A 14,344-nucleotide genomic window follows, 5' to 3' on the forward strand; every position below is an offset into this window, starting at 1 on the left:
GAGGGTGTAAAATAAACTGTGTCAAAATAGTTAATTGTTAACTTAGAGACACAGTTTATAAAATGAGAAAAGATGAGCAGCTCGATTATGAGCAAATGAAGCAAAAGGCCCTTGAGCAATTGCGTTCGGGCAAATCCTTGTACGGTAAGGACGGAGCTTTTGCTCCCTTACTAAAAAGCTTTTTAGACTCGGCATTAGAAGCGGAACTTGAAAGCCATTTAGATTCTGAGGAACGCCTTTCAGGCAACCGTAAAAACGGCAAGACCAGTAAAGAAGTACGTACTTCCTCCGGTACCATTACCATCGACACCCCAAGAGATCGGAGCTCTACCTTTGAGCCTGAGTTGATTCGCAAACGCGAGACTATTCTTGCAGAAAGTCTGGAGACTAAAATCATTGGTATGTATGGGCTTGGAATGAGCCTTAGGGATATTTCCAAACACATAAAGGATATGTACGATACAGATATCAGTCACAGCACTTTATCAGCCATTACAGACAAAATTATTCCAGAAGTAAAGGAATGGCAATCCCGTCCATTGGAGGATCTCTATACTATTGTATGGCTGGATGCGATGCATTACAAAGTCAAAGAGGATCATCGCATGATCTCACATGCAGTTTACAATATAATCGGCATAGATCGCCACGGTTATAAGACCCTTTTAGGAATGTATGTTTCTCAAAATGAAGGCGCCAATTTTTGGCTATCGGTGCTCACTGATTTACAGAACAGAGGGGTAAAAGATATTCTGATTGCCTGTATTGACAACCTGAATGGGTTTCCTGCTGCTATCAATACCGTATTTCCACAAACGGAAATCCAGACCTGCGTAGTACATCAGATCCGCAACAGCTTGAAATATGTAGCTTCAAAAGACCAAAAAGCATTTATGACCGATCTGAAGCCTGTTTATAAAGCTGATACACTTGAACAGGCAGAACTCAGATTGGATGATCTGGAGGCTAAATGGGGTAAGAAATATGAAAAAGTGATTGAATCCTGGAGGAATAATTGGTCAAAATTAACCAGCTATTTTCGATATGATGCTGCTGTACGCAGATTGATTTACACCACCAACACCATTGAAGGATTCCACCGACAGGTACGAAAGGTGACTAAAACAAAAGGAGCATTTACTTCTGATATGGCACTACTAAAACTAATTTACCTGGCACATAATAACATTAGCCAGAAGTGGACAATGCCATTGAGTAATTGGGGTATCACTGCGCAAAAACTTGCCATTTGGTTTCCTGATCGGATGGTATTAGATTTGAACTAAAATGAACAAGGCAGTAACTCTAATGAATCACCGCCTTGACACAGTTTATTTTACATACCCTTGTAATGGGTCAGTAAACGATGATAAATTCTTGACCTGCTTACTTTTCCTCTTAAATTGTCATCCAATTCGTTAAAATGAAAAAAAACATCTTCTATTACTTTTTTATAACTTTTACCTCCATCGTTAGCATGATATAATTCCGGTTCAATGGCTAACAGTACAACCAGTAATAACTTAGCAGCGTCTTCTTTATAACCACTAATGTGAATATAACGACCTGCTCTTTGAATAAATAGATTAGCAAGCCCATGTACGTCAGCCACATTCATTTCTTGAATAGCCCCAGATATAAATACTACTCCACTTTTAAGTGTAAAATTTGAATAACGGGCTGCTGCTCTATAAAGCAACCTCCGATCGTACCTGGCTTTTTTTAAAAAGAAATCTCTAGGAGCAGGATCAAACACCCACCGCAATGTCTCTTCAAGTTCTGGAATATGTTTTTCCAACGGATAAAGTGTTTTCATAACTCTAATGTAGAAAATGTGGCCTCATCACCCGTTAACACCTTTGAAGATGTTACATTACTCAATAGCTTCACGGTATGCTTAAGCTCGATTAATTTGTTATATATGGTCTAATATATAAATTCCGAGATTACCAAGTCACATTTCCCTCCTTAACTTGTCTTTTTTGCACATCCACACCTACCTGATATAATTACTTTAAAAAAACACTTCCAATGCAAATGGGTTGCACACATGGTATTAATATTTGTACCCTTGATTTAGGGTTCATACTATGCGAAATAACATTTCTAATTGTAATATTGAATAGCTCCGCATTAGGATAAAAGATTATATGGAAATTACGCTAGCACATAATAAAGCTCTTAATGCCTTAGTATATTTTACGGAAAGAGTAAAGCCACTTTATTTAACTAAGGCAATTAAGCTATTATATCTTGCTGATGAATATGCAATTAAAGATTCTGGTGTACCTATTACCTGGCTAAATTATAAAGCTTGGAAATACGGCCCTGTTCCCGAAGAAATTTGGAACAAGCCAAAATTAACGAGCAATTTAGAGATAGATGCAATAGATCAAATCAATCTCACTACTTCACATTTAGCCGACAAGATTATTTTAAAACCTGTAAAGGAATTTGATGATTCCAATTTTTCAGATTATGAGATAGATGCGCTTGATCATATTGTAAAACAATATGGTAGCTTTAACGCTGAACAATTAGTAGAAATTTTACATAAAGAAGGTACATTATGGCATAAAGTTGTTGAGAGGAACAATCTTCAACAACAATTTACTTTGAAAAGCAATTCGGATTTTATTATTGAATTTACAGAACTTCTGGATACTGATTTTAAGAAATCGGCATTCGAGGTTGCTTATCAAGCTTATTTAATGCAGGCTAATCTTATACCAAGTACCAAGGTTAACAGTATCCAATAAAACAAAGTATTCTCTGAAATATTTCTATTTCTCCAATAATGTAACCTACTGTGCGAATGCATTAGTTGTGGTATTTTGTGGACCAATTAAAACAGATTACATATATTAGCATTATTAAACGAGATCACGACGGAAGGTGGATATGCAATTGTAACTATTTGCATATTTTTAACATCAGAATTATATTAAAAATAATTCCTGCGACCTGCTTTCAAAAATGGAAAAATTATGAGTACTGTAAAACATAAAACAGCTGATTTTGAACCCAATGATTTAGAGAATTGGTTTGATGACATCATTAACAACATGAAAGTAGATAAGATGATGCTACAAACCATGACTGCTGATGAAAAGAAGACTTCATTTTACAACACTTTGATGAGTGGAAATGCACATAAAATTCATCAAAGCGCTAGAAATCAAAGTTCAATGTATTTCATCCAGGAGCTCTTAAAAACCTATATAGGCGAACTCATAAATTACGATAAGGTACCTCTAGAAATCGCTTTTGATTTGTCAGACGCCAAAATTCTTGTTTGGGCAAAAATTCATAACGATGATGAGTCGACAGAAGACGCATTACTTTTAGCTGAAGCAAAAGCAAATGCTAAATTTCATGATTATGGTTTTTTTATTTCTTCAACAATAGTTGAAGATAGAGATCAGCAATCTGTACCTCCTCATTATAAAGCTATAAAATTTGATTAAATGGCTGGTTTTAGTGCTCATGTCGATCAAGCAATACACAATTGCAAGACATTAAAATCAATAAACCAAAATGTACCAGATAGCTGGGACTGGCAGGTAACAACAGCTTTTTACACTGCTGTCCACCTTGTTAATGGCCACATGGCAAAAATAGCTAATCATCACTATAAATCGCATGTATCTGTTAAGCAAGCCCTTTTTTGCGGGAAAGATGTAGCAGTTCCAGAGAGAATATATTTGTCCTACGTAAAGTTAGAAAGCTTATCAAGGCGAGCAAGATATTTATGTAATGAATCACCAGACAAATCTCCTGAACAGGCACATATAACTTATGAAATTCATTTAGCCAAAGCAATTCGGCATCTTGATGTTGTTGCGGGGTATCTATGTAAATTACACGGAATTTCACTAGAAAAGTATGAACTGAATTGTAAAGAATTGAATAGTGACAAGTTAAATTTCTTTTTGCATAAGCCAGAATCAAAAGCAGCTTAAAACCATCCTCAGTCCAGTATCTTCTACCTAATTGTGCCTACATAGGGAAGGTTTAGTTGTGGAGAACACCTCTTTAAACAAAATTGGATAAAGTATGCAGGCCTGAGCTAAACAGTTATTTGGAATTAATAAAACCTATGAGATATATCACCTCTAGAGAAATAAACCATGTTAGAAATCATACTATTTGGAGTATAGCAATAGTATAAAAAAGAAAAGGTAATGCTATCACTAGCAAAGCCTCCGGTACAAATATACAAATTCCTTATATTAAAACAATTATAATTAAGAATTCTTATATTATATCTTTATTATAACTACCTGATTTGGAACAAGCTATTCAAGCTATTATTTCTGAAAATTAAACGGTCCTATTTGGGCCTCTCAAAAGTCATAAATACTTGGAACATGATATTTAATCCTTAAGCTTCCTTTTGTAGCCTTGTATGACTTGAATTGAACAGCTACTTTTGGGTAGTAGTGATCAAGTCTAAATTTCTCTTGAATTTTACCTCCGGGCAATCTCACGCCGCGGACTTCAATACTATCATTTACATGACCCGAAATTTCCAAAAGTAACGCAGTTGGAGTTTTAACTCTAGTTTCTGCAATTAACAACGTATCCTTCGAAACGTCAGAAATAACCCACTCTCCCCTATTTTCACATGATGCAAAAAAAAACATAGGTAGGGCTAAAAAAAGAAGTAGATTTTTCATGAATAAGTAGCGTTTTGGTGTTTGGTATCCAAAGTTTGGGAATTTATTCGAATAAAGCAATCATTAAATCCAGCCGAACTATTATACTTTTATTATACTAATTATCGAGTAGATAATAAAAGACATAATTGCATTGCTTTTAAAACTGGTTCGAATATCTTTATGCTATGGAAGTATACTTAGTATGGCACACTCATGTTGATGAAAGACTTGATGGTGGAGAAGATGTGAAACTGATAGGCGTGTATAGTTCAATTGGTGAAGCTAACTCAGCTATAGTACGGAAGGGAACCTGTGAGGGTTTTAAGGATCATAAAGATGGATTCGAAATAGCAACCTATACAGTAGATAGCGATAACTGGCCTGAGGGGTTTGTAACTCAGTTGTCGTAAATTAATCCTTATTCGATATGACAATAGATAATAAGCTTAAAATCTTCCTGCCAGTAGCGCCGAGCGGCCATTGCATCACGCTGCTGCTTGTCTACTTCGTTAGCCTGAAAGTCCCAATCACAATATCAACTCTATGAAAGATTAACTTTTCAAAACTATAACACCTAAAATAATAACCCCGATGTATAACATTACCGGTCCACCGACAAACATTATAGTATTAATTGGATCAGGTATATTTGTTGAAAATGCTATTCCAGCGGAAAGCCACCCTCCAACCATTAATGCAATTCCCAGTATTTTAAATTTGTTTCTCATGAGAAGCCTTACTCCATTACCTTTTTCCCAAATCATCAGGCACACAGATAATCTGGCCCCCAGCAATTGTTTCCTCGTGCATACCTTCAGGGCATCCTTTCTTTCCGCATCCGTTCATCAAAATTACAGTTCCAAAAACTGCAACTAGCGTAAATATAAAACGTTTAGATCTCATCTCGGGACGGAAATTATTTAGCTGAAGTAGTATTTTGTTTCTCCTGATTATATAGCTTGATGTAATTTCTCAGCATATCAAAGCTAAAACTCTTTTCAGCTTTAAACCTTGCCCATAATATAGGGTTATCGCCTAACAACTGTTCAAAATTGCCCTCCTTCTCAGCACGGGAAAAAGAAAGTGCAGTCGTTTTTATACTAAACAAAGGGCCATTACCTTTACTGGCATACCAGGAAGTAACGATAGTATTACCATATCGGCTGTAGGTTGTCTTCTCAAATTCATATAACTGAACATCGCCCTGTTCATGCAGCTGCAAAAACCTCAACTTTGATTGATTAGGTAAAGCCCTGGCTACAAAAGTCTCAGATTTTGTTGGATTAAAAACCCTATGGTAAGCGCTTGTGTTCTTTTCACTGATCACAAGCGGTTTTGATTGACCCGTTTCTTGAAATCTATGTTTACCAAAGAGCGGTTTCGTTATCTCACCTCTTAGCGTGTCATTTTTAAGGGTAACGATGTAGTCATTTTGAGCGAGAGCAGTTGTTCCTAAAGCCATGCAAAAGCATGTCGAAAGTATAAGTGCAGTTAATTTCATACCCAAATATAATAAAATCATCTCTTTTGAAGATACAGCTTTCCAACTATCTAAAATATTGTAAAACATTCTTGTATTTTCTTAAATAAACCAAAATATTTCTTTTTGGTTATTTATCTATAATTATATAGGTTTGTAATGCACCAACAGGTACTTTTCACGCCTGCCTTATAAATAATAAAATTGAATAAAAGATACTTTTTTATTGACGAAAGCGGGGATCCGATCTTTTATGGTTCCAGAAAAAAATTACTGGTTGGTACAGAAGGTTTTCAACCCTTTCTTCTCATTGGAATGATTGAAACTGACGATAGAAAAATGCTTCGAAAAGCTATAATTGAATTTATGAATAATATCAAAACTGATATTATGTATAATTCTATTCCTTCAGTTGCAAACGAAAAAGGATGGTATGTTCATGCCAGAAGTGATCATCCAGAAATAAGGGCAAAATTCTTTGAGTTACTAAGAACTCTGGAAGGATACAAAGCACATGTGGTTATAGCAAAGAAAGACTTAAGCATATTTAACAGAAAACATAATGGGAATCCAACTGAATTCTATTTTGATGTTTTGCACCATTTACTTAATGGAAAACTACAGACCTCAGATCTACACCATTGCTTGTACTTATCTCAAAGAGGTAATAATACACTACATCGCTTTGAAGAAGCCGTTAACAAAGCATTAGAAGCTGGAAATGTTAAATATAATAATTCAGGAACTTATCAGCTAGAGCTGGTTCCAAGCAACGAAATGCCGGAATTAAGTATTATTGACTATATGATGTGGGCTATTCAACGCAAATTACTAAAAGGAGAAAAACGTTACTTTGAAGCCTTAAGAAGTAAATATGGAGAAATCATCAATCTATATCAGGAATCGATATAAAACAAAAAAGCCAAAAAATCCCAAAGCCCCCGTGCCAATACTGGCAACACCCATCATGGGATGAGATATGTAAGCTCAAAACTTTTTAGCTAATGCAAATATAAAAAAAATACACGAAATCTTATAAGTGAATAAAAAAACAAACTTCGGGTGGGGCAGATTTGGTTATATAATTAATCTGCGGGTAATTCCCTTCTTATACTGCCCGGGAGTAGACCCTGTTATGCTTTTGAAAACTCTGGAAAAATAGGCTTGACTTTCAAACCCCAATTCATTGGCAATTTCATAAAAAGTCTTATCGGTGGTTGCCAGAAGAAATTGGGAACGTTCAATTCTTTTCGATTTAAGGTAATCCAATGGTCTTGTACCAGTATTCTGTAAAAATAGTCTGGAGAAATGATCTGGGTGATAATTGGCTGTTTTAGCCAATTCCGCAACCGAGATCGAATGACTTAAATGATTCTGCATAAAAAAAATGGCGGTCGCAATTTTGGAATTAATATGGTTTGCCTCGGACTTTAAAAACAATGGAGATTGTACAAATCTGGAAACCAGTGTCAATAGAAGTCCACATGTTTCCATATAGGCCGACAACGGAATGGTATTGTTCAATTCATAATAAGCAGTTAAATCTTTATCCTTTTCAAATACTTCGGGATTATGAGAGGTAACCAAACCTCTTCCAGGATTAAGATTAAAAACCCTTTTCATAGACGTAATGTCTATTTCATTTGCAGAAATTTTAAATACTTTTCTATTAGAAGCAAATAGGGACCCCAACTGAAATTCTTCTAAAAAACATATATAATAATGGCTCAGATAATGCTCACATACATAACTAAAGGTAGTAAAACTGGGTATTAAATACAAAAAACCGGGTTCAAGAACATACTCTTCCAGGTCACAAATGAGTTTCCCTTTCCCCTCATCAATGTATATTATTCTAAAGAACACACTGGTAACATTCTTATAATTCCAGTTCTTATTTAATTTCACATAATCTGTAAGCAGCAATGTAAATGTAGACTTGCAATCAATAGTGTTCATTGAAAAATATTTATTTGAAGATAATCTTTTCCATTTCTATCTCCACAAAAATTGTTTCCAGTTAGCTTTTTATAGTTAATCAATTTTTACTTCGGCGATGTTAGTTTTCCAGCTGTATACCCTTTGAATACCCCGGTTCTTTTTAAGCTTAAGTGTGGTTACATCTGTTATTTTAGTTTCATTGAGGTTCACTGCTTCAAGATGTTTCAAAGAAATCAGATAATCACTTAGCTGGTCCGTGATAGGATTTTTATCAAGCCTTAGTTTCTCAAGGTTTGTTAATGCAGGCAGAAAATCAAGCTCCTGATCGGTTAATTCATTGTCCGAAAAATTTAACCAGACAATGTTCTTTGCAAGCTTTAATATTTCAGTTTTCACATCAGCTACTTTAATCCCGGATTTCGGCGGTAAAGTAATGTCCAGCATTACGGGTTTGTTGAGCATCATCCTTACCCTAACACCTTTGTTTTTAAGGTTAGCTATGGTCATAGCATCTACAGCAAGTGGTAAATCGGGATTAACTACCTGAGACATTTCACTATCGCCCTCATCAGAATCCGTAAGTCCCCCGATCCCCAAAAACAAGGCTACCATTGGTTTTAATGCAGTTGTGTTTTTAATTTCTGCAATAGTTTTACCCCCTTCTGCTTTCCCTTCTTTAATCCACCATGCGATCAGTTTTACTTCATTTTTGGTTAAAGGCGCTTTCCCATCGGCCGGCATAAAATCTTTATGATCCTCATCGAGGGTAATGCGCTTGAAAAGCTCACTGGCATCAGGTTTTCCAGGCACCGCAGCCTGACCATTCTTACCACCTTCCTTAAGCGCTGCTAAAGATTCAAGTGACAGTTCTCCTTTTTGCTTACCATCACGATGGCATTGCACACATTTCTTTTGAAGAATTGGCTGGATTACATCCTCAAATAACATAGCCTGTTCAACTGTTGCTGGTTTTTCACGTTCCTGCTGCATCAATGTGCGAAAAGTCAGGTAATCTTTACCATGCGTCAGACTTGCACCTTGGTGACCGCTATAACTCATGAGTACCACCAACCCCAATAGCAGGGCAGAAAAGAGTTTATCCCCTACACGCAGATATTCTCTAAATTTTGAGATAGAAGATAAATAAAGTAAGCCACAAATAATGGCTAGCGTAATTCCCGAAAACTTATGATGGGTAAGTGTATCCGCATCATAATCTCCACTGAGGGAAAGTACATATCCAAATACACAGGCAAGCACAGCAGCCATAAAACCAATGAGCAAAATAAGAGGGACGCTTTGCTTCAGATACCTATATCTTTGCAAATAGGATAAGATGTTAAACAAGATAGCTAGCAAGATAATGCCAATCGGTAAGTGTACGATTAGCGGGTGTAACCGACCTGAAAAAGTGAAAATATCTAGTAATATCATGTTAAAATCCCTTTTACTACTTTTCCTTCTACATCTGTAAGTCTAAACCTTCTGCCCTGAAACTTATAGGTGAGTCGCTCGTGATCGATTCCCATGAGATGCAATAGCGTAGCCTGAAAATCATGTACATGAACAGGATCTTTAACAATATTATAGCTAAAATCATCAGTTTCGCCGAAACTGATTCCCGGTTTTACACCAGCACCAGCCATCCACATGGTAAAACAACGTGGATGATGGTCACGACCATAATCATTAGCGGTTAACTTGCCTTGTGAATATACTGTGCGACCAAATTCACCACCCCAAATCACCAATGTATCTTCCAGCAAACCTCTGCGCTTCAGATCTGTGATTAAGGCCGCTGTCGCCTGATCTGTAGCTTTACATTGTCCTGCAATACCAGATGGCAAACTACCATGCTGATCCCAGCCTTGATGATACAGCTGAACAAATTTCACATCTTTTTCTAACAGTTTTCGCGCCAGCAGGCAGTTTGCGGCATAGGTACCCGGATCTTTACTATCAGGTCCATACAACTCAAATACTTCTTCAGGCTCATCGGCCACACTCATCACTTCGGGAACTGATGTCTGCATACGGTAAGCCATTTCGTATTGTGCTATTCGGGCATCTACCTCAGGATCTCCGTAAGTACTGTTTTGTATCTGGTTTAATTTTGAGAGGTATGCTAACATTTCCTTTCTATCGGCACCATCATAGCCATCTGGATTATTAAGAAACAGTACCGGATCCTTTCCTGAACCAAACTGTACCCCCTGGTGTTTGGAAGGTAAAAATCCATTGCCCCATAACCGGGCATAAAGGGGTTGATCTTTTTGACCATTCTTTGAGACCAATACAATGAATGTGGGCAAGTTTTCATTATCCGAGCCCAAACCATAACTAAGCCATGAACCTATTGATGGACGCCCCGGCAACTGGTTGCCGGTTTGAAAAAAGGTAATTGCGGGATCGTGGTTAATTGCTTCGGAATGCATGGATTTTACGATACATAAATCATCAACAACCTTTGCTGTATGAGGCAACAACTCACTAACCCAGGTCTGGTTTTGCCCGTGTTGATTAAACTTATAATAGGAAGGCACCAGCGGTAAAACACTCTGGTTTGCACTCATCCCTGTTAACCTCTGTCCCTTACGAACTGATTCTGGCAGATCTTGGCCCATCATATTTACCAATGCAGGCTTATAATCAAAAGTTTCAAGCTGTGAAGGCCCCCCACTCATGAAAAGATAGACTACTCTTTTGGCCTTTGGGGCAAAGTGTGGCAATGCCCTCAATATCTCCTGCTCCATATCTCCTGTAGCATTAATGATCGCTGGTCGTGGGGCATTACCCATCAGTTTATTACCAAATAGAGATCCAAGCGCCAAAGCGCCTATACCCATAGATGTTTTGGTCAGAAAGTCGCGCCTGTCGAGCTTTTGGTTCAACCGGTTAAATTCAGGATCATGGAGCCTAAATTCTTCTTCGTGGTGGTGATGATCTGCCATGTAGTTATCGTTTTGTTAATGTTGCATCTGAATTCAATATGGTACTGGCAACAACCGCGTTAGCAGCAATCATAGTCCTATCCATTGTTTTATTTACCTGGTACTGACCCGCATTGAGCCAACCGTTTTGTTTTTCCGGATTTTTCCGGAACTTCTTTAATTCCATTTGCTGTAAAGCTGCCAGCAGATCCAGCTCTTTTTGCTGAGGCCAACGGCCAGTTAGTTTTCTATAAGTTTGTGCTATGGCCTGACGGCTGTTGCCAAGCTTGGTCATCTGTTCACCCATTACCTTTGCCGCTTCCAAAAAAGTGGGGTCATTTAGCGTTACCAGTGCTTGTAAAGGAGTATTCGTTTTTTGTCTTCGGATAACACAATAGCTGCGTGAGGTGGCATCAAAGGTTGACAGTGTAGGATTTGGCACCGACCTTTTAACAATAACATACAAACTACGGCGGTATACATCAGCACCTTTATCCTGAGTATATGAAGTATTATTGATTTCCCAAAGGCCATCTGGCTGATAAGGTTTAATACTCTTCCCTCCTATTTTCGGGTTCAATAATCCACTTGCCATAAGTGCATTATCCCGTATCATTTCTGCCGACATCCGATAAGCCGGTCCGTGAGAAAGCAGTCGGTTTTCCGGATCTTTTTCACGCGTTTCTTTAGTAGCCCGAGAATCTTGCCTATAAGTGGCAGACATTACTATCATTTTATTCAATTCTTTCACATTCCATCCTGATTCCATGAAAGAAACAGCCAACCAGTCAAGTAGCTCCAGGTGAGTAGGCATCTCTCCCTGGTTACCAAAATCTTCTGAGGTTTTTACTAAACCTACACCAAAGAAATTTTGCCAAAGGCGATTTACGGCAACACGGGCTGTTAAAGGATTATCACGATTAGTTAACCATTGTGCTAGTCCGTATCTGTTTTTAGGCAGGTTTTTAGAGTAAGGCAATATACTGGCCGGAGTATTTGGGAATACCTGTTCTCCTGGCATGTCGTAATTTCCCCGTTTAAGTAAGAAAGTTTTCTTTGGTTTTGGCATTTCCCGCATCACCATCAGTTCCTGAACATTTGCAGTTGAATCGGACAAAGCAGTACGTAGTACCTTGAGTTCTTTTTCTTCTTTCTTCAATAGTGGATCAACTACTGTAAAATAATACTGTCTAAATGAGCTTACCTCGGCGTCTGTTAATTTGGCTTTTGAGACTATTTGACTCCAGCTTGTTTTTTTAGCCAGAATACCTACTTCTACTGGGCTTAGGTTACGGTTATACACGGTAATATCATCTATCTTACCTTCTTTAAAACCACGGCCACGCCACCAGGCTCCTATCTGTAAACCCGGTTGTGTACCACCGCCGAATAGAATATCCTTGTCCAACTTATCCATAACCGTTTCCATTTTCATTTCTGCCCCGTCAAGGTATAGCCTCATACCAGAAGCCTTTGAAGAGCCATCGTAGGTCATGGTTAACTGTATCCATTTGTTGCGTGGCACATCATTAATACTAAGTTTGGTTATGGCATTTGCCGGATAAGCATGAGCCATATTCAATTCCAATTTATTGTCTTTTAAGTACAGGTGATATCCCTTAAAATTATACAAGCGTTCTGCACTGCTTTTATGAAAGATTACCCCTTCGGTAAGTTGTTTGGGTATACTAACCCAAAGCCCTATACTAAAGGGTTCAGATTTGCGAAAGACGCCGGTTTGATTCAGATCAAGCCAGGTATCACCGTTTAGTTCCAAACCTTTTCCTGCGCTCCCGACAGTAAAAACCGGGACATCGCCAACCTGGCCTGCATCACGTTTCATCACTGCAATTTGCCTGGCATCTATTCCATCTTTTAAATTGTTCTTATCAAAGTTAAAATAAGCTTGCAGCCCATCCATAGGCATTTTCTCTACAGATAGTTTCCTATAATCCTTTCGGCCAAGCCAATTCTGAAACTCACTCTCCTGCTCACGCTCTTTTTCTTTTATTTTTTGTTGCTGTACTGCGATGGTCTTTTTAATAGTATTTATCACCTGCTCTTTTTCTGAATCAGGGAGTAATAGCGTTGGAGCGGGCATGGTATCATCGAATGAAATCTGTCCGGCCTCTTTCACATTATTAAAAAAGCTGAACAACTCATAGTAATTCTTTTGCGAGATGGGATCGTACTTATGGTCGTGGCATTTTGCACAACCCACCGACAAACCCAGCATTGCATCACCAAAAGTATTCGTGCGGTCTACCACATACTCTGTTTGAAATTCTTGTTCAATAATTCCACCCTCCATATTTTGCTGATGGTTACGGTTAAAGGCCGTTGCAATCATCATTTCACGCGTTGGATTTGGCATAAGATCACCTGCAAGCTGCCATTGCATAAATTTATCGTAAGCCATATTGGTATTGAAAGCTTTAATAACCCAGTCGCGGTAAGGCGACATATCTCTGAGTCTATCAACGGTATATCCATGAGAATCAGCAAAACGTGCAACGTCTAGCCAGTCTACCGCCATTTTTTCGCCATAGTGTTCTGACTTCAGTAAACGGTCCACCTGTTTCTCATAGGCATTGGAAGACTGATCTTTTAAAAAAGCATCAATTTCTGCTATGGTTGGAGGCAAACCTGTCAGATCTAAAGATACCCTACGAAGCAGAAGCTCCTTTTTTGCTTCCGGAGATTGCTTTAACTGCTGCTTTTGCAATTTATTGACAATGAAGTTATCTATCGAGTTATTCAATTTATCCGCCTCATTAGCTTTTGGCACTTCCACTTTAACAGGCTTTACAAAAGCCCAGTGTGGTCTGTACACTGCACCGTCCTTAATCCACTTAATTAATGTTGCTTTTTCAGTAGGTGTAAGGTTAAGGTGCGACTCCGGTGTCGGCATTTTGTACTTCGGATCCCCAGATATAATCCTGTGAAAAGCTTCGCTATTATCAAGATTACCAGGATCTATAGCAACTTTCCCTTTATTCTCTGGTAATTCAGCGTAAGCAAAATTAGCGTGATCTAGCCTTAGTCCTGCTTTCTGCTTGGCTTTATCGGGGCCATGGCAAGCGAAGCATTTATCAGAAAGTATTGGTTTAACATCTATGTTATAGTCAAGTGATTTTGGCAAGGTATTATATGCCTCCTCCACATCTTTTGGCAGTTTGGGTCCAGAAGATGAATATATGTAGATGCTAGTTAAAAGCACTGCACCCAGCAACATAAAAATTAGTCGACGCATCACAAGAAAGTTTATACTGGTTCTATTAATAAAATTAATGCAGTTCAGCGTCCAATAATTGAACAAAAACAACTAATTT

14 protein-coding genes are annotated in these 14,344 nt (G+C 38.0%); 6 read left to right on the forward strand and 8 right to left on the reverse strand.

What is annotated here, in order from left to right; genetic code table 11:
• The first annotated feature begins 62 nt into the window (after window positions 1-62).
• A complete protein-coding gene (locus B9A18_RS14825) occupies window positions 63-1,286 on the forward strand; it encodes an IS256 family transposase (protein ID WP_084288746.1) in 1,224 nt (407 codons plus the stop codon).
• A gap of 50 nt (window positions 1,287-1,336) precedes the next feature.
• On the opposite strand, the gene B9A18_RS14830 is transcribed toward B9A18_RS14825, so the two are convergent.
• Window positions 1,337-1,816, reverse strand: a complete 480-nt coding sequence (locus B9A18_RS14830) for a hypothetical protein (RefSeq protein ID WP_084290116.1) — start codon at window positions 1,814-1,816, stop codon at window positions 1,337-1,339.
• Window positions 1,817-2,150: 334 nt separating this feature from the next.
• On the opposite strand from B9A18_RS14830, the gene B9A18_RS14835 reads away from it, so the two are divergent.
• From B9A18_RS14835 to B9A18_RS14845, 3 genes are all read left to right on the forward strand, one after another.
• Window positions 2,151-2,759 (forward strand): Panacea domain-containing protein, encoded by a 609-nt coding sequence (locus tag B9A18_RS14835; RefSeq protein WP_084290117.1) that lies wholly within the window; start codon window positions 2,151-2,153, stop codon window positions 2,757-2,759.
• Between the two features lie 228 nt (window positions 2,760-2,987).
• Window positions 2,988-3,467, forward strand: coding sequence for a hypothetical protein (locus B9A18_RS14840; RefSeq protein ID WP_084290118.1), 480 nt, complete (start codon window positions 2,988-2,990; stop codon window positions 3,465-3,467).
• A complete protein-coding gene (locus tag B9A18_RS14845) occupies window positions 3,468-3,962 on the forward strand; it encodes a hypothetical protein (RefSeq protein ID WP_084290119.1) in 495 nt (164 codons plus the stop codon).
• 384 nt (window positions 3,963-4,346) lie between these two features.
• On the opposite strand, the gene B9A18_RS14850 is transcribed toward B9A18_RS14845, so the two are convergent.
• Window positions 4,347-4,679: a hypothetical protein gene (locus B9A18_RS14850; RefSeq protein WP_084290120.1), complete on the reverse strand. Its 333-nt coding sequence runs from the start codon at window positions 4,677-4,679 to the stop codon at window positions 4,347-4,349.
• Window positions 4,680-4,846: 167 nt separating this feature from the next.
• Here B9A18_RS14850 and B9A18_RS14855 point away from each other — a divergent pair, with 167 nt between their 5' ends.
• Window positions 4,847-5,071 carry a DUF7336 domain-containing protein gene (locus B9A18_RS14855; protein WP_084290121.1) on the forward strand — a complete coding sequence of 75 codons (225 nt, stop codon included), beginning with the start codon at window positions 4,847-4,849 and terminating at the stop codon, window positions 5,069-5,071.
• 141 nt (window positions 5,072-5,212) lie between these two features.
• Here B9A18_RS14855 and B9A18_RS14860 read toward each other — a convergent pair whose 3' ends face one another.
• The gene (locus tag B9A18_RS14860; RefSeq protein WP_084290122.1) at window positions 5,213-5,425 is read right to left on the reverse strand and encodes a hypothetical protein; all 213 of its coding nucleotides are present in this window, start codon (window positions 5,423-5,425) and stop codon (window positions 5,213-5,215) included.
• A 152-nt stretch (window positions 5,426-5,577) separates the two neighbouring features.
• Window positions 5,578-6,123: a hypothetical protein gene (locus B9A18_RS14865; RefSeq protein ID WP_144009511.1), complete on the reverse strand. Its 546-nt coding sequence runs from the start codon at window positions 6,121-6,123 to the stop codon at window positions 5,578-5,580.
• A 222-nt stretch (window positions 6,124-6,345) separates the two neighbouring features.
• Here B9A18_RS14865 and B9A18_RS14870 point away from each other — a divergent pair, with 222 nt between their 5' ends.
• Window positions 6,346-7,053 carry a DUF3800 domain-containing protein gene (locus B9A18_RS14870; RefSeq protein WP_084290124.1) on the forward strand — a complete coding sequence of 236 codons (708 nt, stop codon included), beginning with the start codon at window positions 6,346-6,348 and terminating at the stop codon, window positions 7,051-7,053.
• Between the two features lie 165 nt (window positions 7,054-7,218).
• Here the strand turns inward: B9A18_RS14870 and B9A18_RS14875 are convergent, their stop codons facing one another.
• From B9A18_RS14875 to B9A18_RS14890, 4 genes are all read right to left on the reverse strand, one after another.
• The gene (locus B9A18_RS14875; protein WP_084290125.1) at window positions 7,219-8,100 is read right to left on the reverse strand and encodes a helix-turn-helix domain-containing protein; all 882 of its coding nucleotides are present in this window, start codon (window positions 8,098-8,100) and stop codon (window positions 7,219-7,221) included.
• A gap of 75 nt (window positions 8,101-8,175) precedes the next feature.
• A complete protein-coding gene (locus B9A18_RS14880) occupies window positions 8,176-9,516 on the reverse strand; it encodes a c-type cytochrome domain-containing protein (protein ID WP_084290126.1) in 1,341 nt (446 codons plus the stop codon).
• Entirely contained in the window at window positions 9,513-11,033 is a 1,521-nt protein-coding gene (locus B9A18_RS14885) for a DUF1501 domain-containing protein (RefSeq protein ID WP_084290127.1), read from the reverse strand. Before B9A18_RS14885 ends, B9A18_RS14880 begins: the two co-directional genes overlap by 4 nt.
• Before the next feature lie 4 nt (window positions 11,034-11,037).
• Window positions 11,038-14,265 (reverse strand): DUF1553 domain-containing protein, encoded by a 3,228-nt coding sequence (locus B9A18_RS14890; protein WP_084290128.1) that lies wholly within the window; start codon window positions 14,263-14,265, stop codon window positions 11,038-11,040.
• Window positions 14,266-14,344 lie beyond the last annotated feature (79 nt).

The organism is Pedobacter nyackensis (genome assembly GCF_900176505.1).
Lineage (GTDB): Bacteria > Bacteroidota > Bacteroidia > Sphingobacteriales > Sphingobacteriaceae > Pedobacter > Pedobacter nyackensis.

Bases quoted from the DNA above. Each gene is read 5' to 3' on its own strand.
- B9A18_RS14825 (WP_084288746.1), top strand. From the start codon at position 63: ATGAGAAAAGATGAGCAGCTCGATTATGAGCAAATGAAGCAAAAGGCC.
- B9A18_RS14830 (WP_084290116.1), bottom strand. From the start codon at position 1,816: ATGAAAACACTTTATCCGTTGGAAAAACATATTCCAGAACTTGAAGAG.
- B9A18_RS14835 (WP_084290117.1), top strand. From the start codon at position 2,151: ATGGAAATTACGCTAGCACATAATAAAGCTCTTAATGCCTTAGTATAT.
- B9A18_RS14840 (WP_084290118.1), top strand. From the start codon at position 2,988: ATGAGTACTGTAAAACATAAAACAGCTGATTTTGAACCCAATGATTTA.
- B9A18_RS14845 (WP_084290119.1), top strand. From the start codon at position 3,468: ATGGCTGGTTTTAGTGCTCATGTCGATCAAGCAATACACAATTGCAAG.
- B9A18_RS14850 (WP_084290120.1), bottom strand. From the start codon at position 4,679: ATGAAAAATCTACTTCTTTTTTTAGCCCTACCTATGTTTTTTTTTGCA.
- B9A18_RS14855 (WP_084290121.1), top strand. From the start codon at position 4,847: ATGGAAGTATACTTAGTATGGCACACTCATGTTGATGAAAGACTTGAT.
- B9A18_RS14860 (WP_084290122.1), bottom strand. From the start codon at position 5,425: ATGATTTGGGAAAAAGGTAATGGAGTAAGGCTTCTCATGAGAAACAAA.
- B9A18_RS14865 (WP_144009511.1), bottom strand. From the start codon at position 6,123: ATGGCTTTAGGAACAACTGCTCTCGCTCAAAATGACTACATCGTTACC.
- B9A18_RS14875 (WP_084290125.1), bottom strand. From the start codon at position 8,100: ATGAACACTATTGATTGCAAGTCTACATTTACATTGCTGCTTACAGAT.
- B9A18_RS14880 (WP_084290126.1), bottom strand. From the start codon at position 9,516: ATGATATTACTAGATATTTTCACTTTTTCAGGTCGGTTACACCCGCTA.
- B9A18_RS14885 (WP_084290127.1), bottom strand. From the start codon at position 11,033: ATGGCAGATCATCACCACCACGAAGAAGAATTTAGGCTCCATGATCCT.
- B9A18_RS14890 (WP_084290128.1), bottom strand. From the start codon at position 14,265: ATGCGTCGACTAATTTTTATGTTGCTGGGTGCAGTGCTTTTAACTAGC.